Here is a 20,463-nt window from a genome sequence, read left to right on the forward strand (position 1 = left end):
GATTACTCTGCTTTGGGAGCGTCGGTGGCACAGGCAGGTTTGCCGGCCGCGTATTTAAGGCTTGGGTCGACCAGCGCGTCGAAGTGCTTGAGCGCCTCGGAACCGATCAGCAGCGGGAACTGGAACGCGCTACGGTCGGTGAGGTTGACTTCGATGGTGCGAAGGGCCTGGCCCATGCAGATTTCGAGTTCGATGACCGGGCGGGCGGTATAGGCCTTGCCCGATTCGGCATCATAGTCGCCTGCGCGGCGCTTGATCTTGCTGACGCGCGCCAACGGGCGTTCGATGGGATGCGAATGGGCGGCGTCAATGGCCAGGTAGAAACGCACCCAGCTTTCGCCGTTGCGCTTGAAACGCTTGATGTCGCGGGCACTCAGTGACGCGGTCTTGGCGCCGGTGTCGAGTTTGGCGGCCACTTCCAGGTCGAGTTCGCCAAGGCGGGCATATTCATTAAGACCGTACACGGTCTTGCCCGCCGCCTGGCCAAGGGCCGGTAGCAGGGTGAGGCATAACAGCAATAAAACGGGTGTAAGTCTCATAGTCCTGGCGCGGTGCTGTGCTGGGTTCGGGGCAAGGCGACTGGCAGGTACTGCGCAAGCTTCCTCGGTTCATCTGTCAACAACATGAATGGATGACAGAAACGCTATCCATACTCCGTTGGAGGCGCGGCATTCTATCACGCCGAGGCCTTGGCGCCAGCGCGTCGCGATCTGACAACGCCATCACTCACTAAGTTCGGGCCTGGAAGATTGTCGACAATATTCATTTTTGCTTTGACTGCTTGAGCTTGTTTCGTTAGTTTCTGTGCAAGAGCTTACCAAGGTGTCAACAATATGCTGGACCTCATGACCCCCAGCCCATCGATGTCGGATGAAACGGAAACCTTGTCCGAGAACGTTTTTCGGCGCATCCAGGCTGCGATCGTCAGCGGGGAAATTGCCCCAGGCAGCAAGATCTCCGAGCCGGAGCTCGCGCGAACCTATGGCATCAGCCGGGGCCCGCTGCGTGAGGCCATCCATCGCCTGGAGGGCCAGCGCCTGTTGGTGCGGGTGCCGCATGTGGGGGCGCGTGTGGTATCGCTCAGCCATGCCGAACTGATCGAGCTGTACGAAATCCGTGAGTCGCTCGAGGGCATGGCATGCCGCCTGGCCGCCGAGCGCATGAGCCAGGGCGAAATCGATGAGCTGCGCCGGGTGTTGGACACCCACGAGCGCGACGCAGCGTTCCAGGCGGGGCTGGGCTATTACCAGCAGGAAGGCGATTACGACTTCCATTACCGGATCATCCAGGGCAGTGGCAACCAGACCCTGGTCAAGATGCTCTGCGGCGAGCTGTACCAGTTGGTGCGCATGTACCGCATCCAGTTTTCCGCCACGCCCAACCGCCCGCGCCAGGCTTTTGCCGAACACCACCGCATTCTCGATGCCATCGCCGACCGTGACGGCGAGCTTGCCGAACTCCTGATGCGCCGCCACATCGGCGCGTCCAAACGCAACATCGAGCGTCACTACCTGGACGCCAACAACAACAGCCTTTGAGGTGAGAAATGACTGTGAAGAGCACCCCTGGTCAGCGTTTTCGCGATGCCGTTGCCGCCGAACATCCTCTGCAGGTGGTCGGTGCCATCAACGCCAACCATGCGCTGCTGGCCAAGCGCGCCGGCTTCAAGGCCATCTACCTGTCCGGTGGGGGTGTCGCCGCGGGTTCGCTGGGCTTGCCGGACCTGGGCATTACCGGCCTGGATGACGTGCTGACCGATGTGCGGCGCATCACCGACGTGTGCGACCTGCCATTGCTGGTAGATGTCGACACCGGCTTTGGCGCCTCGGCCTTCAACGTTGCGCGCACCGTGCGTTCGATGAGCAAGTTCGGTGCTGCCGCCATTCATATCGAAGATCAGGTAGGCGCCAAACGCTGCGGCCATAGGCCGAACAAAGAGATCGTCTCCCAGCAGGAGATGGTCGACCGCATCAAGGCTGCGGTCGATGCCCGTACCGATGACAGCTTCGTGATCATGGCCCGTACCGATGCCCTGGCCGTGGAAGGCCTGAACGCAGCGCTGGACCGTGCTGCCGCCTGCATCGAGGCCGGAGCCGACATGATCTTCCCTGAGGCCATTACCGAACTGCAGATGTACAAGACCTTTGCCGACCGGGTGAAGGCGCCGATCCTGGCCAATATCACCGAGTTCGGTGCCACGCCGCTGTTCACCACCCAGGAGCTGGCTGGGGTGGACGTGTCGTTGGTGCTGTACCCGTTGTCGGCGTTCCGCGCCATGAACAAGGCCGCCGAAAATGTCTACACCGCACTGCGTCGCGACGGCACGCAGAAGAATGTGATCGACACCATGCAGACCCGCATGGAGCTCTACGATGCCATTGGCTACCACGCGTTCGAGCAAAGCCTCGATGCGCTGTTTGCCCAGAAGAAAGGCTGAGCCCATGCTGGCCTCATCGTTGGCAAGCCGGCTCCCACAGGTACAGCGCCTGCCAGGAGCTTGCACACAGGTCAGCACCAAGCTAGGAGCTTGCACACAGGTACAGCACCAATACAGAGGCTTGCACAGTTGACTGTGGGAGCCGGCTTGCCGGCGATGAGGCCGGTACAGGCAGCCTGAATCAGCCAGAACGATATCCATAACAAGTTCAAGAAAGGAGAAACACCATGGCCGAAGCAAAAGTACTCAGCGGCGCAGGCCTGCGTGGCCAGGTGGCCGGTCAGACCGCACTGTCGACCGTAGGCCAGGCCGGGGCCGGCCTGACCTACCGGGGCTATGATGTGCGCGACCTGGCAGCAGGCGCCGAATTCGAAGAAGTGGCGTACCTGCTGCTATACGGTGAGTTGCCCAGCGAAGCAGAACTTGCCGATTACAAACACAAGCTCAAGGGCCTGCGCGACCTGCCGCAGGCACTCAAAGAAGTACTCGAGCGCATCCCGCGCGACGCCCACCCGATGGACGTCATGCGCACCGGCTGTTCGGTGCTGGGTACGCTGGAACCCGAATTGACCTTCGACGCCCAGCGGGACAAGACCGATCGCCTGCTGGCACTGTTCCCGGCGGTGATGTGCTACTGGTACCGCTTCACCCACCATGGCGTACGTATCGACTGCACGAGCGATGAGGACACCCTTGGCGGCCATTTCCTGCACCTGTTGCATGGCAAGAAGCCGAGCGAGTTGCACGTCAAGGTAATGAACGTTTCGCTGATCCTGTATGCAGAGCACGAGTTCAACGCATCGACCTTCACCGCCCGGGTCTGCGCCTCGACGCTGTCGGACCTGTACTCCTGCGTGACGGCAGCCATCGGCTCACTGCGCGGCCCACTGCACGGCGGCGCCAACGAGGCGGCGATGGAGCTGATCGAGCGCTTCCAGAATCCCCAGGAAGCTACCTCAGAGTTGCTGCGCATGCTCGAGCGCAAGGACAAGATCATGGGCTTCGGCCATGCCATCTATAAAGAGTCCGACCCGCGCAACGAGGTGATCAAGGGGTGGTCGAAGCAACTGGCCGATGCCGTCGGTGACAAGGTGCTGTTCCCGGTCTCCGAAGCCATCGACAAGACCATGTGGGAGCAGAAACGTCTGTTCCCCAACGCCGATTTCTACCATGCATCGGCGTACCACTTCATGGGCATCCCGACCAAGCTGTTCACCCCGATCTTTGTCTGCTCGCGCCTGACCGGCTGGGCCGCGCACGTGTTCGAACAGCGCGCCAACAACCGCATCATCCGCCCGAGCGCCGAGTATGTCGGTGTCGAGCAGCGCCCGTTCGTGCCGATCGAGCAGCGCTGAAACAGCAGGCCCTGTAGCGAACCTGTGGGAGCCGGCTTGCCGGCGATGAAGGCGCCGCCTGATCCGGCCCGATCGCCGGCAACCCCGCTCCCATGATGACTGCAGCGCCTGTGCGTGTATCCACGACCGTAACGTGACCGAGCCTGATAATTCTATGAACACCGCATACCGCAAAAACCTGCCAGGCACGGACCTGGACTATTTCGACGCCCGTGCCGCGGTCGAGGCCATCAAGCCGGGTGCCTACGACAACCTGCCTTACACCTCGCGGGTGCTCGCCGAAAACCTGGTGCGCCGCTGCGACCCTGCAAGCCTGGATGCCTCGCTCGGCCAGCTGATCGAACGCAGGCGCGATCTCGACTTCCCGTGGTTCCCGGCCCGCGTGGTGTGCCACGACATCCTCGGCCAGACCGCGCTGGTCGACCTCGCCGGCCTGCGCGACGCCATCGCCGAGAAGGGGGGCGACCCGGCGGCGGTCAACCCGGTCGTGCCGGTGCAACTGATCGTCGACCATTCGCTGGCCGTCGAGTGCGGTGGCTTCGACCCGCAGGCCTTTGACAAGAACCGCGCCATCGAAGACCGTCGCAACGAAGACCGCTTCCACTTCATCAACTGGACCAAGAAGGCGTTCAAGAACGTCGATGTGATCCAGCCCGGTAACGGCATCATGCACCAGATCAACCTGGAGAAAATGTCGCCGGTTGTCCACAGCGATGGCGGTGTGGCCTACCCGGACACTTGCGTGGGCACCGACAGCCATACCCCGCATGTCGACGCCCTGGGCGTGATCGCCATCGGCGTTGGCGGCCTTGAAGCCGAAAACGTCATGCTGGGCCGCGCCTCGTGGATGCGCCTGCCGGAAATCGTCGGCGTGGAGCTCAGCGGCAAGCTGGCAGCCACTATCACCGCTACCGACCTGGTGCTGGCCTTGACCGAGTTCCTGCGCAAGCAGAGGGTGGTTGGCGCCTACCTCGAGTTCTACGGCGAAGGTGCACGCGCCCTGACGCTCGGCGACCGTGCGACCATCTCCAACATGGCGCCGGAATACGGTGCAACCGCTGCAATGTTCGCCATCGACCAGCAGACCATCGACTACCTGAAACTGACCGGCCGTGAAGATCAGCAGGTCAAGTTGGTGGAGACCTACGCCAAAGCCGCGGGCTTGTGGGCTGACGCCCTGGCCAACGCCGAGTACGAACGCGTGCTGAGCTTCGACCTGTCGAGCGTGGTGCGCAACATGGCCGGGCCGTCCAACCCGCATGCCCGGGTTGCCACCAGCGACCTGGCGGCCAAGGGTATCGCCGGTGCCTGGGACGAGGTGCCGGGGCAGATGCCTGACGGCGCAGTGATCATCGCTGCGATCACCAGCTGCACCAACACCAGCAACCCGCGCAACGTGATCGCCGCCGGCCTGCTGGCGCGCAATGCCAACAAGCTCGGCCTGGCGCGCAAGCCGTGGGTCAAGTCGTCGCTCGCCCCAGGCTCCAAGGCCGTGCAGCTGTACCTGGAGGAAGCGGGGCTGGAGAAGGAGCTGGAGCAATTGGGCTTCGGTATCGTCGCCTTCGCCTGTACCACCTGCAACGGCATGTCCGGTGCGTTGGACCCGGTGATCCAGCAGGAAATCATCGACCGTGACCTTTATGCGACGGCGGTGCTCTCGGGCAACCGCAACTTCGATGGACGCATCCACCCGTACGCCAAGCAGGCATTTCTGGCCTCGCCGCCGCTGGTAGTGGCCTATGCCATTGCCGGCACGATTCGCTTCGACATCGAGAAAGATGTGCTGGGCGTGGTCGATGGTCAGGAAATCCGCCTCAAGGACATCTGGCCGAGCGACGAAGAGATCGACGTGGTAGTGCGCGCTGCGGTCAAGCCGGAGCAGTTCCGCAAGGTGTACATCCCGATGTTCGCTATCGAGCAAGACCGAGGGCCGAAAGTGGCGCCGCTTTACCAGTGGCGTCCGACAAGCACCTACATCCGCCGCCCGCCTTACTGGGAAGGCGCCTTGGCCGGTGAGCGCACGTTGCGCGGCATGCGTGCGTTGGCGGTGCTGCCGGACAACATCACCACCGATCACCTGTCACCTTCCAATGCCATCCTGCTCGACAGCGCAGCGGGTGAATACCTGGCCAAAATGGGCCTGCCGGAGGAGGACTTCAACTCCTACGCCACCCACCGCGGCGACCACCTGACGGCGCAGCGTGCCACCTTCGCCAACCCCAAGCTGTTCAACGAGATGGTGCGCAAGGCCGATGGCAGCGTGCAGCAGGGTTCGCTGGCGCGCCTCGAGCCGGAGGGCAAAGTAATTCGCATGTGGGAAGCCATCGAAACCTACATGCAGCGCAAGCAGCCGCTGATCATCGTCGCCGGTGCCGACTACGGCCAAGGCTCGTCCCGCGACTGGGCGGCCAAGGGTGTGCGGCTCGCCGGAGTCGAGGCGATCGTTGCCGAGGGCTTCGAGCGCATCCACCGCACCAACCTGGTGGGCATGGGCGTGTTGCCGCTCGAGTTTCTGCCGGGCACCGACCGCAAGACCCTGGGCCTGGATGGCAGCGAGACCTATGACGTGGCAGGTGAGCGCAAGCCGCGTGCAACCTTGACGCTGGTGATAACGCGCAGCAATGGCGAACGGCTCGAAGTGCCGGTGACCTGCCGGCTCGATACTGCCGAAGAGGTGTCTATCTACGAGGCGGGCGGGGTACTGCAGCGCTTCGCCCAGGACTTCCTCGAGGCATCGGCCTGAGTAGTCGGCGCCTGTCATGCGCCCGTCGCCGGTAAGCCGGTGATGGGCTGCAGAACAGGCGCCAAGGGTTATTGCATATTCAGACAGGACAGCACAGCCATGGCACACGTACCGCAAATCAAGATCCCCGCCACCTACATTCGTGGCGGCACCAGCAAAGGCGTGTTCTTCCGCCTGCAGGACCTCCCTGAGCGAGCGCAAGCCCCAGGGCCGGCCCGTGACGCACTGCTGCTGCGGGTCATCGGCAGCCCTGACCCCTACGCCAAGCAGATCGATGGCATGGGCGGCGCTACCTCAAGCACCAGCAAAACCGTGATCCTGTCGCAAAGCACCCAGCCCGACCATGACGTCGACTACCTGTTCGGCCAGATCGCCATCGACAAGGCCTTCGTCGACTGGAGCGGCAACTGCGGCAACCTATCTGCTGCTGTCGGATCGTTCGCCATCAGCAGCGGCTTGGTCGAGCCGTCGCGCATCCCGCGCAATGGCGTGGCCACCGTGCGTATCTGGCAGGCCAATATCGGCAAGACCATCATCGCTCATGTGCCGATCACCGAAGGCGAGGTGCAGGAAACGGGCGACTTCGAACTCGACGGCGTGACGTTCCCGGCCGCCGAGGTGCAACTGGAATTCCTTGATCCGGCGGCCGATGAGGGCGAGGGCGGCGGTGCGATGTTCCCTACCGGCAACCTGGTGGATGAACTGGAGGTGCCCGGTATCGGTACCTTCAAAGCCACCTTGATCAACGCCGGTATCCCGACCATTTTCCTCAATGCCGCCGACATCGGTTATGCCGGCACCGAACTGCAGGATGCGATCAATGGTGATGCGCAGGCGTTGGCGCGTTTCGAGGCGATCCGTGCCCATGGCGCCGTGCGCATGGGGCTGATCGAGCGTGTCGACCAGGCGGCCGGGCGTCAGCACACACCGAAGGTGGCTTTCATTGCACCGCCAAGCACCTACACTGCCTCCAGTGGCAAGGCTGTCGAGGCGGCTGACATCGACCTGCTGGTGCGTGCACTTTCCATGGGCAAGTTGCACCACGCGATGATGGGTACTGCTGCGGTGGCCATCGGTACCGCTGCTGCCATTCCAGGTACGCTGGTCAACCTCGCTGCTGGCGGGGGCGAGCGCAGTGCTGTGCGCTTCGGCCATCCCTCCGGCACCTTGCGGGTCGGGGCTCAGGCCAGCCAGGTGGAGGGCGAGTGGACGGTGACCAAGGCAATCATGAGTCGTAGTGCCCGTGTATTGATGGAAGGCTGGGTGAGGGTGCCTGGCGACAGCTTCTGACGCACTTGGCGCTTGGCTTTGAATCAGCAAGGCCGCTACGCGGTCCAGCGCCGGCAAGCCGGTTCCTGCATCGACCTTGTGGGAGCCGCATTGCCGGCGCCGGGTGGCGTAGCAGCCCCAATCAAAGGAGCTGCAAATGAGCGCCAACGTAGACCTGAACGAGCGCCCTGACTATGACGGGGTGCTGCAAACCCTTGCCGATTACGTTCTTAGCTACCGCGTCGAGTCCTCCGAAGCGCTGGACACCGCACGCAACTGCCTGATGGACACCCTGGGCTGTGGCCTGTTGGCCCTGCGCTTTCCAGAGTGCACCAAGCACCTCGGCCCGCTGGTGGAGGGTACGGTGGTACCCAATGGCGCCCGGGTGCCCGGCACCAGTCACCGGCTCGACCCGGTCAAGGCCGCCTGGGATATCGGCTGCACCGTGCGCTGGCTGGACTACAACGATACCTGGCTTGCCGCCGAGTGGGCCCACCCTTCCGATAACCTCGGGGGGATCCTTGCGGTAGCTGATCACCTGTCGCAAAAGCAGGTGGCCAGGGGTGAAAGCCCGCTGCTGATGCGCGCAGTGCTTGAGGCCATGGTCATGGCCCATGAGATTCAAGGTGTGCTGGCCCTGGAGAACGCCTTCAATCGTGTCGGGCTGGACCACGTGCTGCTGGTCAAGGTGGCGTCCACGGCCGTGTGCGCCAAGCTGATGGGTGCCAACCGTGAACAACTGCTCTCGGCCCTGTCTCATGCCTTCGTCGATGGCCAGGCGCTGCGCACCTACCGCCATGCACCCAATGCCGGCTCGCGCAAGTCGTGGGCTGCCGGCGATGCGTCCAGCCGGGGCGTGCGCCTGGCCGATATCGCGCTGCGGGGCGAGATGGGTGTGCCTGGTGTGCTGACTGCGCCGCAGTGGGGTTTTTACGACGTGTCGTTCAGCCACACCAACAAGGACCTGGCGCTCAAGCCTTCTGCCCAGCAGGCGCTCCGCGTACCGCAGGCGTTGGCCAGTTACGTGATGGAAAACGTGTTGTTCAAGGTCAGTTTCCCGGCCGAGTTCCACGCCCAGACCGCCTGTGAAGCGGCAGTCAGCCTGCATCCGCAAGTGCGTAACCGCCTGCACGAAGTCGACCGTATCGTCATCACCACCCAGGAATCGGCCATTCGCATCATCTCCAAGGTCGGCCCGCTGGCCAATGCTGCCGATCGCGACCACTGCCTGCAGTACATGGTGGCGGTGCCGCTCATCTTCGGTCATCTGGTGGCCGAGCATTACGAGGATGCTTTCCACGCTGCCCATCCGAGCATCGACCGTCTACGGGAAAAGATGGAAGTGGTCGAGGACCCTCGTTTCAGCCGCGAATACCTGGAGCCGGACAAGCGCTCGATCGCCAATGGCTTGCAGGTGTTCTTCAAGGATGGCAGCAGTACCGAACAGGTAGTGGTGGAGTACCCGGTCGGGCACCGGCGCCGACGCGGGGAGGGCATCCCCTTGCTGGAGGCCAAGTTCAGGGACAACTTGGCGACGCGGTTTTCGCGTCAGCGTTGCCTGGAGATTTTCGCGCTGTGTGGCGATCAACAGCGGCTGGAGGGCACGGCGGTCCACCGGTTCGTGGATTTGTTCGTGATTTGAGGCGAGCAAGGGCAATAAAAAACCCGGCATGAATGCCGGGTTTTTTTGTGGCTTACAGCTGATTAGGCTTGAACAACCGGGATCTTGGCGTTGGCCGCAGCTTCGCGGAACTCTGCGATCTGGTCGAAGCTCAGGTAGCGGTAAACGTCGGCAGCCATGCTGTCGATGTCTTTCGCGTACTGCATGTACTCCTCGACGGTCGGCAGTTTGCCGATGATCGATGCGACAGCAGCCAGCTCGGCCGATGCCAGGTAGACGTTGGTGGCGTCGCCCAGGCGGTTCGGGAAGTTACGGGTCGAAGTGGAAACCACGGTCGAACCGGTCTGCACACGTGCCTGGTTGCCCATGCACAGCGAGCAGCCTGGCATTTCCATGCGCGCACCGGCCTTGCCGTAGATGCCGTAGTAGCCTTCTTCGGTCAGCTGGTGAGCGTCCATCTTGGTCGGCGGAGCCAGCCACAGACGGGTCGGAATACCGCCCTTGACCTTCTCCAGCAGCTTACCGGCAGCGCGGAAGTGGCCAATGTTGGTCATGCACGAACCGATGAACACTTCGTCGATCTTCTCGCCCTGTACCGACGACAGCAGGCGGGCGTCGTCCGGGTCGTTCGGCGCGCAGAGCACAGGCTCCTTGACGTCGGCCAGGTCGATTTCGATGATTTCGGCGTATTCGGCATCGGCGTCAGCCGACAGCAGCTCAGGCTTGGCCAGCCAGGCTTCCATCGCCTGGGCGCGACGCTCCAGGGTGCGGGCATCGCCGTAGCCTTCGCCGATCATCCAGCGCAGCAGGGTGATGTTCGACTGCAGGTACTCGGCGATGGCCTTCTCTGGCAGCTTGATGGTGCAGCCGGCAGCGGAACGCTCGGCCGAGGCGTCGGACAGCTCGAACGCTTGCTCGACGGTCAGTTCGTCCAGGCCTTCGATTTCCAGGATGCGGCCGGAGAAGGCGTTTTTCTTGCCTTTCTTCTCAACGGTCAGCAGGCCCTGCTGGATGGCGTAGTAAGGGATGGCGTGTACCAGGTCACGCAGGGTGATGCCTGGTTGCAGTTTGCCCTTGAAGCGCACCAGGATCGACTCTGGCATGTCCAGCGGCATGACGCCGGTAGCGGCGGCGAAAGCCACCAGGCCGGAACCGGCCGGGAACGAGATGCCGATCGGGAAGCGGGTGTGCGAGTCGCCACCGGTACCGACGGTATCAGGCATCAGCATGCGGTTCAGCCAGCTATGGATGATGCCGTCGCCTGGGCGCAGCGACACGCCGCCACGGGTGCGGATGAAGTCTGGCAGGGTGTGGTGGGTGGTGACGTCGATCGGCTTCGGATAGGCCGCGGTGTGGCAGAACGACTGCATCACCAGGTCAGCGGAGAAGCCCAGGCACGCCAGGTCTTTCAGCTCGTCGCGGGTCATCGGGCCAGTGGTGTCCTGGGAGCCGACGGTGGTCATCTTCGGCTCGCAGTAAGCACCTGGGCGCACGCCCTGGCCTTCCGGCAGGCCGCACGCACGGCCGACCATTTTCTGGGCCAGGGTGAAGCCCTTGCCGGAATCGGCAGGCTGCTCTGGCTTCTTGAACAGGTCGGATGCACCCAGGCCCAGTTCGGCGCGGGCTTTTTCGGTCAGGCCACGGCCGACGATCAGCGGGATGCGGCCGCCAGCGCGGACTTCATCCAGCAGTACTTCGGTTTTCAGCTCGAAGCTGGTGACCAGCTCGTCGCTGTCGTGACGGCGTACTTCACCTTTGTAGGGGTAAACGTCGATGACGTCGCCCATGGCCAGGTTGGTGCAGTCGAATTCGATCGGCAGGGCGCCGGCGTCTTCCATGGTGTTGTAGAAGATCGGGGCGATCTTGGTGCCGAAGCAGAAGCCACCGGCGCGCTTGTTCGGTACGTACGGAATGTCGTCGCCGAAGAACCACAGCACCGAGTTGGTGGCGGATTTACGCGAAGAGCCGGTACCGACCACGTCACCGACGTAGGCGACCGGGAAACCCTTGGCCTTGACGGCTTCGATCTGTGCCAGCGGGCCGACCGAGCCAGGCTGCTGCGGCTCGATGCCGTCGCGGGCCATTTTCAGCATGGCCAGGGCGTGCAGCGGGATGTCAGGGCGCGACCAGGCGTCCGGGGCAGGGGACAGGTCGTCGGTGTTGGTTTCGCCGGGCACCTTGAACACGGTCAGGGTGTACTTATCGGCGATGGCCGGACGCGAGGTGAACCACTCGCCGGCAGCCCAGGATTCCAGCACGGCCTTGGCGTGCGCATTGCCCGCCTTGGCTTTTTCGGCCACGTCGTGGAAGGCATCGAACATCAGCAGGGTGTGCTTGAGCTTTTCGGCCGCGACGGCGCCCAGTTCGGCGTCATCCAGCAGCGCGACCAGCGTTTCGATGTTGTAGCCACCTTGCATGGTGCCCAGCAGCTCGGTGGCGTGCTTGCGGTCGATCAGTGGCGAGGTGGCTTCACCCTTGGCCACGGCAGACAGGAACGCAGCCTTGACGTAGGCAGCCTCGTCGACTCCTGGTGGAACGCGGTGGGTGATCAGGTCTACGAGGAAGGCTTCTTCGCCGGCCGGCGGGTTTTTCAGCAGCTCGACCAGGCCTGCAGTTTGTTCGGCGTTCAGCGGCTGGGGCACGATACCCAGGGCGGCACGCTCTTCGATGTGTTTGCGGTAGGCTTCAAGCACAGTTATTACCCTCATCAGTGGTCCCTAAAGGGAGTCCGGGACGCTCATCCAGCATTCTCTGCACCCATGCGCCATCACGGCTTCTTGGGCCGCACAGCCAGGGTCGCAGAGAATCCTTACAGAAGCTGCTTTCAAAGTTTTACGCCTGCAGAACGGGGGCTGATGAGGGCTGGCACGGGCATGCGGGGGGTGCATGGCCCGGGCCAACGCCGTTCTACCGGATCAACTGTGCTCGTGACGCTTTGAAAACAGCTTCCAACGGACATTGTTGCCTTGAAAAGGCGGGATGATTCTACGGCAAATTGTCGCAGAAGGTAAGGCGGCGAGCGTGACTTTAACGAGTGACCCTGGTTAGACAAAGGGCTAACATGGGCCTGTGTTCCACCGCCAAGCCGTTGTTTTTCCATGCCCAACCAGTCCATCAAGACCCCTTGCGTCGGCCTTTGCTCCACGGTGTATGGAGACACGGTGTGCCGTGGCTGCAAGCGTTTCCATCACGAAGTCATCCACTGGAACGCGTACGACGACGATCAGAAGCGTGCCGTTTTGCTGCGCCTGGAGCAGTTGCTGGTACAGGTGATGATGGCCAAGCTGGAGGTGTTCGATGCCAACCTGCTGCGCCAGCAGCTGCAGCAGCGCGCCATACGCTTCGTCGAGCAGCAGTCCGAGTACTGCTGGGCGTATCAGCTGATTGCCCGCGGTGCCCGCCTGATTCGCGACCTGGAAGCGTACGGGATGGCGTTGCTGCCCGAGTTTCGTGACTGGGAGCTGCCGCAGTTGCGCGATGCCATCGATCGGGAATTCTTTTTGCTGTCCGAGGCGCATTACCAGCGCTACATCGCGCCTGGGTTCCTGCGTGCCGAACTGAGGTAAGCCTTCTACCTGCCCCATGCCTTGAAAGGGCGCCATTGTGCGTTTTTGACGAGCGTACGGAGTAGGGATGATGGCTGAGCTGTATTTTGAACCGCTGCTGTGTTTTACCGCGGCATGCCGCTGGCAATTGCTGGATGAACCGTTGCGGGCCGCCCAGTTTGACGATGATGGCATCACCCGGCCGTTCTGGACCGAATTCGATGACTGGAACGGTGACGATGGCTGGCTGATCACCAGCCTGGACTATGGCGAAGAAATCCTGCAATCGTTCCTGATTGACTCGTTATGGGGGCCCGAGGCTCGTCCGCGCGTGTTTTGTGACAGGTTCTGGTTCGGTGTCTACCGGCTTGCAACAGGCTTCGTCTATGAGATCCGCCTGGCGTATGAGGGCAGAAACGCCGACCTCTGGCCGTCACTGGACTGCTGGCTCGACGTCAGTCGCAACGGTTATCTTGGCTTTTACCCGGCCCGCTCGGCTGCCGGTGTGAGCACGGACGAGCCAGCCAACCTGGCGTTACGAGACCCCTTCGGGACCTCCGTGGTGCTTCCCGTCGACCCGCCTGTGGATCTGGATACGGCACTGTACAAGTTGACCGCCGGGCGGCGAACGCCCCTGTGGCACATCCCTGGCCTGGACCCGCAGCGGTTGCAGGAAGGGCAGTTGTTCTTGAACCTGAAGCTTTACAGCGCGGACGGTCGGCAAGTGAGGCGGCGGGTCGAGCGGGTTGCATACCTTAACAACCGTCAAGGCGAGCGTGGCCGGTTCAGCTTGCAGGTGTCGAACCCTTGCGTGCCGCCTCACCCCCGCCCGCTGGTTGCCAAGGATTGACCCCGTGCCCCTGTAGCGCGGCGCCCATCAATCGCCGCTGTATTCGCAGCCGCTGGTGCAGGTTTCATGAATACGCACCTTGGACAGCTCCGGCAGCAGCGGCTTGACCTGCTCCCAGATCCACTTGGCGATGACTTCGCTGGTGGGGTTTTCCAGGCCAGGAATGTCGTTGAGGTAGTTGTGGTCCAGCTGCTCGTAGATCGGCTTGAAGATCGCCTTGATCTCGGAAAAGTCGCGGATCCAGCCGGTGTGCGGGTCCAGCGGGCCGGTCAGGTGCAGGCCGACCTTGAACGAGTGGCCATGCAGGCGGCCGCATTTGTGCCCGGCAGGGACGTTGGGCAGGCGGTGGGCCGATTCGAAAGTAAATTCCTTGAAGATTTCCACGGTCAGAACTCTGTGTGTATCGAAGATGCGCGCAGTCTACCAGCATGGTCGCTACAAGGCTTGCAGGCGTTCGTGCAGCCGCCCGGTGGCAATCAGTTCCAGCAGTTCGTCTCCCAGCCGTTGGCTTTCTGCAATGGCCTGGTACCAGTAGCGTTTGCGGCTGGGGGCATCGCCCATGAAGCGCTTGAAGTCGTTGCGATCGGGCAACTTGCCGAAGGGCAGTGCGGCCAGATACTGCGGTGACGGCGTCACCAACAGCACATTGCGCAGGCGTGTGGCATCGCCCTTGCGCCATGGCAGGGCTTTGTCGAACCAGCCCGGCACGACCTTGTCGGTGAAATGCGGGTAAAGCACCAGGTCGTCGCCGCGGTAAGGCAGGTCGAGGTGATAGTCGAGCAAGCCGCCGTCGCGATAGGTGCCCGCACCGGCGCCGGGGATGTCGCGCACACCTTCCATGACCATGGGAATCGAGCCGGACGCGAGCAGGGCATGGCGCAGGTTGCCCAGGCCCAGCGGCAGGTAGCGTGAGGGAAAGTCTGTGAGCGGATCCAGCGGCGGGGTGGCACGCTCATCGTGCAGGATGACCCGTTCGAAATGCCGCGCCAGGCGGGAGCGCCCCAGCAGGTTGCTGGCGACCACCGAGCCCAGCCCCATCCCCAACCGGCCGCGATGGTCATGGGCAAGATGGCCGTGGCTCTTCACCACCAGGATGTTCAGGCGGTAGTGCGGTGATGCCAGGATCTGCCCATCACGCCCTTGCAGCAGGTCGTCGAGCATCTGCTGGCAGCTGCGGCTGATCTGGGCCGCGGTCACACCTTTGGCAAAGTCCTGCTCGGTATACAGCTCGCCGAGGCGGCGGATGCCTGCGACCGGGTCGTCAAGGCAGGCGCTGGCGAAACGCCAGGAGCCGATCGATGCGCCAATCAAGGCCCGTTGGCGAGGGGCCGATGGCAGCCACTCGCCGAACAGCGCCAGGTCCAAGCCTTGAATCCCCAGTGGCTTGGGCCCGCCAGCGGCACCCGGCACCACGCCGACATCCGCTGCCTGCAGCCCGCGCTCGCGGATGCGCTGCAGGGCACGTTTGCCGGCCTTGAAGGTCAGAGCCGGGTACTTGATATGGATGGCGCTCATAGACTGCCTCGCAATTCACGGGCGGGCATTATAGGAAACGCATGGTCGATGCGCTGCGCTATCATGACGCCAGCTTTTTTCAGGTTGAGTTAAGGACCGGTGGATAATCTTAACCCCGTAGACAAATTGCACACCCTGATGGAGAGAATCTGATGAAAACTCTGACTGCCTTGTTCACTGCCGCTGCGCTTGCTTTCGGTGCCAACGTCGCCCTGGCCAAGGACGTCCGACCTGACGAAGTGGTCAAGCTGGTGAATGCCAAGACCATCAAATCGCTGGATGAGCTCAAGGCCGCTGCGGTTGCCAAGCACCCCGGCGCCACCGTCACCGATTCGGAGCTGGAAAACGAATACGGCCGCTACATCTACAAGGTCGAAATGCGTGACACCCAGAACGTCGAATGGGACGTCGACCTGGACGCCAAGACCGGTGAAGTGCTGAAGGACGAACAGGACAACTGATGATCCACGTGACCCGGTCGGCGCGCTACCTGGCTCTCTCGCTGCTGGCGGTCTGTTCCTTGGCCGTTGCGCGCGACCTGGACCAGGATGAGGCCCTGCAGCTGCGTCGCAACGGCGTGATCCTTCCGCTCGAGCAATTGCTCGAGACCGCCCTGGGGCGTCACCCCGGGGCGCGGTTGCTGGAGGCGGAGCTGGAGGAAGACGATGATCGCTACGAATATGAAGTCGAGCTGCTGACCACCGAGGGTGTGGTGCGTGAGATCAAGCTCGATGCCAGCACCGGTGCCCTGCTCAAAGACGAGGAAGATGACTGAATGCGCCTGTTGCTTGTCGAGGACAATGTCCCCCTGGCGGATGAGCTGACCGCTGGCCTGCAGCGCCAAGGCTATGCCGTGGACTGGCTGGCCGACGGCCGCGACGCCGTGTACCAAGGCCAGAGCGAGCCTTACGACCTGATCATTCTGGACCTTGGCCTGCCGGGGTTGCCGGGCCTGGACGTGCTTTCGCAGTGGCGTGCCGCAGGTCTGGCCACGCCGGTGCTGATCCTGACCGCACGGGGCTCATGGGCCGAGCGCATCGAGGGCTTGAAGGCGGGGGCGGACGATTACCTGAGCAAGCCCTTCCACCCGGAGGAGCTGCAACTGCGCATTCAGGCGCTGGTGCGCCGGGCGCGGGGGCTTGCCAACCAGCCCAGGCTCGAAGCTGCCGGGCTGCACCTGGACGAAAGCCGCCAGTGCGTGAGCCGCGAAGGGGTTGATATCCAGCTCACCGCTGCTGAATTTCGCCTGTTGCGTTACTTCATGCTGCACCCGCAGCAGATCCTCTCCAAGAGCCACCTGGCCGAGCACCTGTACGACGGCGAGACCGAGCGTGACTCCAACGTGCTCGAAGTGCACGTCAATCATCTGCGCCGCAAGCTGGGCCGCAGCGTCATCGAAACCCGCCGCGGGCAAGGCTACATCTATGCCGGGAGCGCCGGGTGAAATCGATCCAGGCACGCTTGAGCCTGGGCCTGGTGGCCGTATTGGTAGTGGTCGGGGTGGTGCTTGCGCAGCTTACCTTGTGGCTGTTCGAGGCGGGTTTGCAGCGCTATCTGGAAAACGGCCTGCGCAAGGAAAGCGAGAACCTGCTGGTGGCGCTGGTGCGTGGGCCTTCGGGGTTGCAGCTGGATGAGCGGCGCATTTCCGCCGCCTATCAACGGCCGTTTTCCGGTTACTACTTTCGCATCGATTTCGACAAGGGCACCTGGCGCTCGCGCTCGCTGTGGGACCTGGACATGCCCAAACCAGCCGCGCCCGGCCTCTCCGACAGCCACGAACTGGGCCCGGAAGGCCAGCAGTTGCTTGCACTGCGTGCCGACTACCGGCGGCTAGGCCAGGACATCTCGATCAGCGTCGCTCAGGATTATTCGCCTGTGCGCGAAGGGTTCCGGCGCTTGCAGCAGATTGGCCTGGGCATGGGCTTGGTGGCGCTGATCCTGGTGCTGGTGCTGCAGCGCATCACCGTCACCCGTTCGTTGCGCCCGCTGGAGCGCGCGCGTCAGCAGATTGCCCAATTGCAGCAAGGCCAGCGCTCGCAACTCGACGCCCAGGTACCCAGCGAACTGGCCCCGCTGGTGGGCCAGATCAACCATTTGCTCAGCCATACCGAAGACAGCCTGCGCCGTTCGCGCAACGCCTTGGGTAACCTGGGCCATGCCTTGAAGACGCCATTGGCGGTGCTGCTGAGCCTGGCGTCCAGCGAGCGCCTGAATGACTTGCCCGAGGTGCGTGCGCAACTGCGCGAGCAGCTGGAGCAGATCCAGCAGCGCCTGGCACGCGAGCTGAACCGGGCGCGCCTGGCTGGGGATGCGCTGCCTGGCGCCCAATTCGACTGCGACACCGAGCTTCCGGGGTTGCTCGCCACCTTGGGCATGATCCATGGCGAAGGCTTGCTGCTCGAACGCGATGTACCACCCGGGTTGCTGCTGCCTTGGGACCGGGAGGACTTCCTTGAACTGCTGGGCAACCTCTTGGATAACGCCTGCAAATGGGCAGACAGCGAAGTGCGCCTGGGCATTGCCCCGACGGGCGAAGGCTACCAGGTGTGGGTCGACGACGACGGCCCGGGCATACCTGAAAGCCAGCGCCTGCAGGTGCTGGAGCGCGGTTCGCGGCTGGATGAGCAAGTGGATGGCCATGGCCTTGGGCTGGGGATCGTGCGGGATATCGTCGATGCCTGGGGTGGCTCTTTGGCCTTGCAGCAGAGCCCTTTGGGCGGTCTGCGGGTGAGTATCGATCTGCCGCGCAAGGTACGCTGAAGCGCTTTGGCCCTGTCGCGGCAGCGGCACTGCAAAAAAACTGCAGTGCAGGCGCATTTTTTTGAATTGGCCCAAGCCCGGAGCTGCGCGGCACAATCACCTGAAGAAACCCTGCGGTTTCCATCTCTCCACGGACGGAGCCCCTAGGGCCCAGGCCAGGTCGGCTGGGCTTTCTTTTGATCAGCACCACGAACACGATTACTTGAATGACTGCCTTGCGTTCCGAAAGTCGTCTGCAGCGGTTGTTGCCGCCGCCCCTGAATATCCCTCCAAAACAATGGCTGCGTGCCGGCATCGGCGCGCTGCTCGGTTTGTTTCTCGCCGGCTGGTTGACCGGTATGGCCTACGGGCCCGGCATCGCCTTGCACCTACTGGGCCCTCTGGCGGCCTCGGCAGTGCTGGTGTTCGCCGTGCATTCCGGGCCCTTGGCACAGCCTTGGCCGGTGCTGGGCAGCTACGCGCTGGCCGGCGCAGTGGGCCTTTTCATGCGCGAGGCGTTCGGCCCCCACCTGTGGGTCGCGGCGACGGCCTTGGGCCTCTCGCTTGTGCTGATGTGCCTGTTGCGCTGCCTGCACCCGCCGGGGGGCGGTGTTGCGGTGAGCGCAGTGCTGGCCGATTCAGGGCTGACGGCGCTGGGCGACCACCTGCTGGAGCCCGTGCTGCTCAACGCGCTGATTCTGGTGCTGGTGGCCGTGGTGTACAACCGTTTGACCGGGGTGCATTACCCCAAGGGCGCTGCGCCACGCAAGGACCAGCACCACACCCACGACCCGTTGCCCAGCGAGCGGGTCGGGGTCACGGGTGCGGACCTGGATCAGGCATTGGACGAGTTGGGGGCGTTCGTCGACGTCACCCGCGATGAACTGGAACGCATCATCCTGGCCACCGAGCAGCATGCCCTGCAGCGCAGCCTGGGCGGGATCACTGCAGCGTCGGTGATGTCCCGCGACGTGCAGTTCGCCGCACCCGATACCACCCTGGAGCAGGCCTGGAAGATGCTCGCCAGTCATCACCTGAAAACCCTGCCGGTGCTGCAGCAGGGCAAGCTGGTGGGTATCGTGAGCCTCAGCGATCTGCTCGGCCCGGCCATGCAACGTGGCCGGTTCAGCTGGCGGGGGCTTTTCGGGCGCAACGCCGTGCGTATGGAGCAGGTGATGAGCCGGCAGGTCATCAGTGTCAGCAGCCAGGACCCCTTGGTACGTCTGTTACCCCTGCTGTGCGAACAAGGGCTGCACTGTCTGCCGGTGATCGATGGCGACCAGATGGTCGGTGTGATCACCCAGACCGACCTGATCGCGGGCCTCAAGCGCCAGTTGCTCAGCGCCGCTGGCGGCGTTTCAGATCAGCGGGTCCCAGCGTTGTGACCAATCGCTGGTGCCGGAGGCTATCAGCCGGCGCAGCAGCGTGAAGGCCTGTTGCAGTGCCTCGCTGTCGCACTTGCGTGGGTATACCAGGAAGGTTGGGTAGGTGAACTCCGGGGCTTGCGGCACCCGTTCGAATACCCCGCTGTCCAGATACGCCTGCACCACGCGGGTACGGAAATAGCCGCTGCCGCCTTTGTCGAGAATGAACTGCAGGGCCAGCGGCCCGAGGTTGAAACTCAGCGCCGGTCGCGCGCAGTCGGGCAGGGCGGCGTCGTGCTGGCGGCGGAATGCCTCGCCCCAGTCGATATAGATATACGGGTCGGGTTGCGCGACACGGCGTATGCGGATCAGCTTTTCTTCCATCAACTGTTCCACCTGCAGGCCCGGACCGTAGGTAGGCTGATAGACCAGCGCGGCGTCCAGCAGGCCCATCTCCACCTTGCGCAGCAAGGACTCACCGTCGCTGACCTCGCTGCGGATGGCGTGGCTGGGTAACGCGCAGTGCAAGGCGCTGACCCAGTCGAGCAGCATCGGGTTGCCCAGGCTCACTTCTGCCCCTACGTGCAGCACTTGCTGGCAGCCTTCGGGCAGTGGCAGATCACGGCGCGCCGCTTCCCACGTCTGCACCAGCTGGTTGGCATAGCTGACGAAGGCTTCGCCATCACTGGTCAGGCTGGCGCCGTTGCGGCTGCGCACGAACAGCTGACAGCCCAGTTGCTGCTCAAGGCGCTGCACCCGGGCGGTGATCGCGGTCTGTGACACGAACAGGCGCTCGGCGGCGGCGACGAGGCTGCCGCACCGTACGACTTCCAGAAAGGTTCGGGCCTGCTCGATATCCATGGGCTGCTCTGTGGCGGGGAGGGTGGCTTATTCTAGAGGCTTTGCACCGTTGTGGGGCGCTTTCGCCGGCGCTGCAAATCTGCATATGCGTTGTGACTTTAGTCCCATGGCAGCCGGGGCGTGGCGGTCCATACTCAAGGCTCGCCCTTCAATAACAACAAGTA

Annotated in this window: 18 protein-coding genes; 13 read left to right on the forward strand and 5 right to left on the reverse strand. The window is 63.2% G+C overall.

The window, feature by feature from the left end; all coding sequences use genetic code 11:
- Positions 1-2: 2 nt before the first annotated feature.
- Positions 3-539 carry an ATP-dependent zinc protease gene (locus ACIPZC_RS12495; RefSeq protein WP_241803256.1) on the reverse strand — a complete coding sequence of 179 codons (537 nt, stop codon included), beginning with the start codon at positions 537-539 and terminating at the stop codon, positions 3-5.
- A gap of 294 nt (positions 540-833) precedes the next feature.
- Between ACIPZC_RS12495 and ACIPZC_RS12500 the strand changes: the two genes are divergently transcribed.
- The 6 genes from ACIPZC_RS12500 to prpD all read left to right on the forward strand — a co-directional run bounded on the left by ACIPZC_RS12500 (position 834) and on the right by prpD (position 9,446).
- Positions 834-1,538 (forward strand): GntR family transcriptional regulator, encoded by a 705-nt coding sequence (locus ACIPZC_RS12500; protein WP_267822524.1) that lies wholly within the window; start codon positions 834-836, stop codon positions 1,536-1,538.
- Positions 1,539-1,546: 8 nt separating this feature from the next.
- Positions 1,547-2,437, forward strand: coding sequence for a methylisocitrate lyase (gene prpB / locus ACIPZC_RS12505; protein ID WP_012313676.1), 891 nt, complete (start codon positions 1,547-1,549; stop codon positions 2,435-2,437).
- A gap of 227 nt (positions 2,438-2,664) precedes the next feature.
- Positions 2,665-3,792 carry a 2-methylcitrate synthase gene (prpC, locus tag ACIPZC_RS12510; protein WP_400627196.1) on the forward strand — a complete coding sequence of 376 codons (1,128 nt, stop codon included), beginning with the start codon at positions 2,665-2,667 and terminating at the stop codon, positions 3,790-3,792.
- A gap of 154 nt (positions 3,793-3,946) precedes the next feature.
- On the forward strand, positions 3,947-6,535 hold the full coding sequence (gene acnD, locus ACIPZC_RS12515) for a Fe/S-dependent 2-methylisocitrate dehydratase AcnD (RefSeq protein WP_400627198.1): 2,589 nt from the start codon (positions 3,947-3,949) through the stop codon (positions 6,533-6,535).
- A 99-nt stretch (positions 6,536-6,634) separates the two neighbouring features.
- Positions 6,635-7,825 carry a 2-methylaconitate cis-trans isomerase PrpF gene (prpF, locus tag ACIPZC_RS12520; protein ID WP_400627200.1) on the forward strand — a complete coding sequence of 397 codons (1,191 nt, stop codon included), beginning with the start codon at positions 6,635-6,637 and terminating at the stop codon, positions 7,823-7,825.
- A gap of 136 nt (positions 7,826-7,961) precedes the next feature.
- A complete protein-coding gene (gene prpD, locus ACIPZC_RS12525; protein ID WP_400627202.1) occupies positions 7,962-9,446 on the forward strand; it encodes a 2-methylcitrate dehydratase in 1,485 nt (494 codons plus the stop codon).
- A 62-nt stretch (positions 9,447-9,508) separates the two neighbouring features.
- Here the strand turns inward: prpD and acnB are convergent, their stop codons facing one another.
- A complete protein-coding gene (gene acnB, locus ACIPZC_RS12530) occupies positions 9,509-12,118 on the reverse strand; it encodes a bifunctional aconitate hydratase 2/2-methylisocitrate dehydratase (protein WP_241803405.1) in 2,610 nt (869 codons plus the stop codon).
- Between the two features lie 405 nt (positions 12,119-12,523).
- Here acnB and ACIPZC_RS12535 point away from each other — a divergent pair, with 405 nt between their 5' ends.
- Positions 12,524-12,991: a DUF1289 domain-containing protein gene (locus ACIPZC_RS12535; RefSeq protein WP_241803263.1), complete on the forward strand. Its 468-nt coding sequence runs from the start codon at positions 12,524-12,526 to the stop codon at positions 12,989-12,991.
- Between the two features lie 70 nt (positions 12,992-13,061).
- Entirely contained in the window at positions 13,062-13,820 is a 759-nt protein-coding gene (locus ACIPZC_RS12540; protein ID WP_400627204.1) for a hypothetical protein, read from the forward strand.
- A gap of 27 nt (positions 13,821-13,847) precedes the next feature.
- Here ACIPZC_RS12540 and queD read toward each other — a convergent pair whose 3' ends face one another.
- Together queD and ACIPZC_RS12550 are read right to left on the reverse strand one after the other, a co-directional pair.
- Positions 13,848-14,204 carry a 6-carboxytetrahydropterin synthase QueD gene (gene queD / locus ACIPZC_RS12545; RefSeq protein ID WP_012313684.1) on the reverse strand — a complete coding sequence of 119 codons (357 nt, stop codon included), beginning with the start codon at positions 14,202-14,204 and terminating at the stop codon, positions 13,848-13,850.
- A 51-nt stretch (positions 14,205-14,255) separates the two neighbouring features.
- Positions 14,256-15,335, reverse strand: coding sequence for a patatin-like phospholipase family protein (locus ACIPZC_RS12550; protein WP_241803265.1), 1,080 nt, complete (start codon positions 15,333-15,335; stop codon positions 14,256-14,258).
- A 152-nt stretch (positions 15,336-15,487) separates the two neighbouring features.
- On the opposite strand from ACIPZC_RS12550, the gene ACIPZC_RS12555 reads away from it, so the two are divergent.
- The 5 genes from ACIPZC_RS12555 to ACIPZC_RS12575 all read left to right on the forward strand — a co-directional run bounded on the left by ACIPZC_RS12555 (position 15,488) and on the right by ACIPZC_RS12575 (position 19,459).
- A complete protein-coding gene (locus ACIPZC_RS12555) occupies positions 15,488-15,796 on the forward strand; it encodes a PepSY domain-containing protein (RefSeq protein ID WP_400627207.1) in 309 nt (102 codons plus the stop codon).
- Entirely contained in the window at positions 15,796-16,110 is a 315-nt protein-coding gene (locus tag ACIPZC_RS12560) for a PepSY domain-containing protein (RefSeq protein ID WP_241803267.1), read from the forward strand. Before ACIPZC_RS12555 ends, ACIPZC_RS12560 begins: the two co-directional genes overlap by 1 nt.
- A complete protein-coding gene (locus ACIPZC_RS12565; RefSeq protein WP_241803268.1) occupies positions 16,111-16,779 on the forward strand; it encodes a response regulator transcription factor in 669 nt (222 codons plus the stop codon).
- Positions 16,776-18,095: a sensor histidine kinase gene (locus tag ACIPZC_RS12570; RefSeq protein WP_241803269.1), complete on the forward strand. Its 1,320-nt coding sequence runs from the start codon at positions 16,776-16,778 to the stop codon at positions 18,093-18,095. Before ACIPZC_RS12565 ends, ACIPZC_RS12570 begins: the two co-directional genes overlap by 4 nt.
- A 206-nt stretch (positions 18,096-18,301) precedes the next feature.
- Positions 18,302-19,459: an HPP family protein gene (locus ACIPZC_RS12575; RefSeq protein ID WP_400627210.1), complete on the forward strand. Its 1,158-nt coding sequence runs from the start codon at positions 18,302-18,304 to the stop codon at positions 19,457-19,459.
- On the opposite strand, the gene ACIPZC_RS12580 is transcribed toward ACIPZC_RS12575, so the two are convergent.
- Entirely contained in the window at positions 19,433-20,299 is an 867-nt protein-coding gene (locus ACIPZC_RS12580; protein WP_400627212.1) for a LysR family transcriptional regulator, read from the reverse strand. The genes ACIPZC_RS12575 and ACIPZC_RS12580 overlap by 27 nt on opposite strands.
- Positions 20,300-20,463: the final 164 nt, after the last annotated feature.

The organism is Pseudomonas sp. NPDC089743 (genome assembly GCF_044748785.1).
Taxonomy (GTDB): Bacteria; Pseudomonadota; Gammaproteobacteria; order Pseudomonadales; family Pseudomonadaceae; genus Aquipseudomonas; species Aquipseudomonas putida_X.

Coding starts and splice junctions, on each gene's coding strand:
- ACIPZC_RS12495 (WP_241803256.1), bottom strand. CDS start 539: ATGAGACTTACACCCGTTTTATTGCTGTTATGCCTCACCCTGCTACCG.
- ACIPZC_RS12500 (WP_267822524.1), top strand. CDS start 834: ATGCTGGACCTCATGACCCCCAGCCCATCGATGTCGGATGAAACGGAA.
- prpB (WP_012313676.1), top strand. CDS start 1,547: ATGACTGTGAAGAGCACCCCTGGTCAGCGTTTTCGCGATGCCGTTGCC.
- prpC (WP_400627196.1), top strand. CDS start 2,665: ATGGCCGAAGCAAAAGTACTCAGCGGCGCAGGCCTGCGTGGCCAGGTG.
- acnD (WP_400627198.1), top strand. CDS start 3,947: ATGAACACCGCATACCGCAAAAACCTGCCAGGCACGGACCTGGACTAT.
- prpF (WP_400627200.1), top strand. CDS start 6,635: ATGGCACACGTACCGCAAATCAAGATCCCCGCCACCTACATTCGTGGC.
- prpD (WP_400627202.1), top strand. CDS start 7,962: ATGAGCGCCAACGTAGACCTGAACGAGCGCCCTGACTATGACGGGGTG.
- ACIPZC_RS12535 (WP_241803263.1), top strand. CDS start 12,524: ATGCCCAACCAGTCCATCAAGACCCCTTGCGTCGGCCTTTGCTCCACG.
- ACIPZC_RS12540 (WP_400627204.1), top strand. CDS start 13,062: ATGGCTGAGCTGTATTTTGAACCGCTGCTGTGTTTTACCGCGGCATGC.
- ACIPZC_RS12550 (WP_241803265.1), bottom strand. CDS start 15,335: ATGAGCGCCATCCATATCAAGTACCCGGCTCTGACCTTCAAGGCCGGC.
- ACIPZC_RS12555 (WP_400627207.1), top strand. CDS start 15,488: ATGAAAACTCTGACTGCCTTGTTCACTGCCGCTGCGCTTGCTTTCGGT.
- ACIPZC_RS12560 (WP_241803267.1), top strand. CDS start 15,796: ATGATCCACGTGACCCGGTCGGCGCGCTACCTGGCTCTCTCGCTGCTG.
- ACIPZC_RS12565 (WP_241803268.1), top strand. CDS start 16,111: ATGCGCCTGTTGCTTGTCGAGGACAATGTCCCCCTGGCGGATGAGCTG.
- ACIPZC_RS12575 (WP_400627210.1), top strand. CDS start 18,302: ATGACTGCCTTGCGTTCCGAAAGTCGTCTGCAGCGGTTGTTGCCGCCG.
- ACIPZC_RS12580 (WP_400627212.1), bottom strand. CDS start 20,299: ATGGATATCGAGCAGGCCCGAACCTTTCTGGAAGTCGTACGGTGCGGC.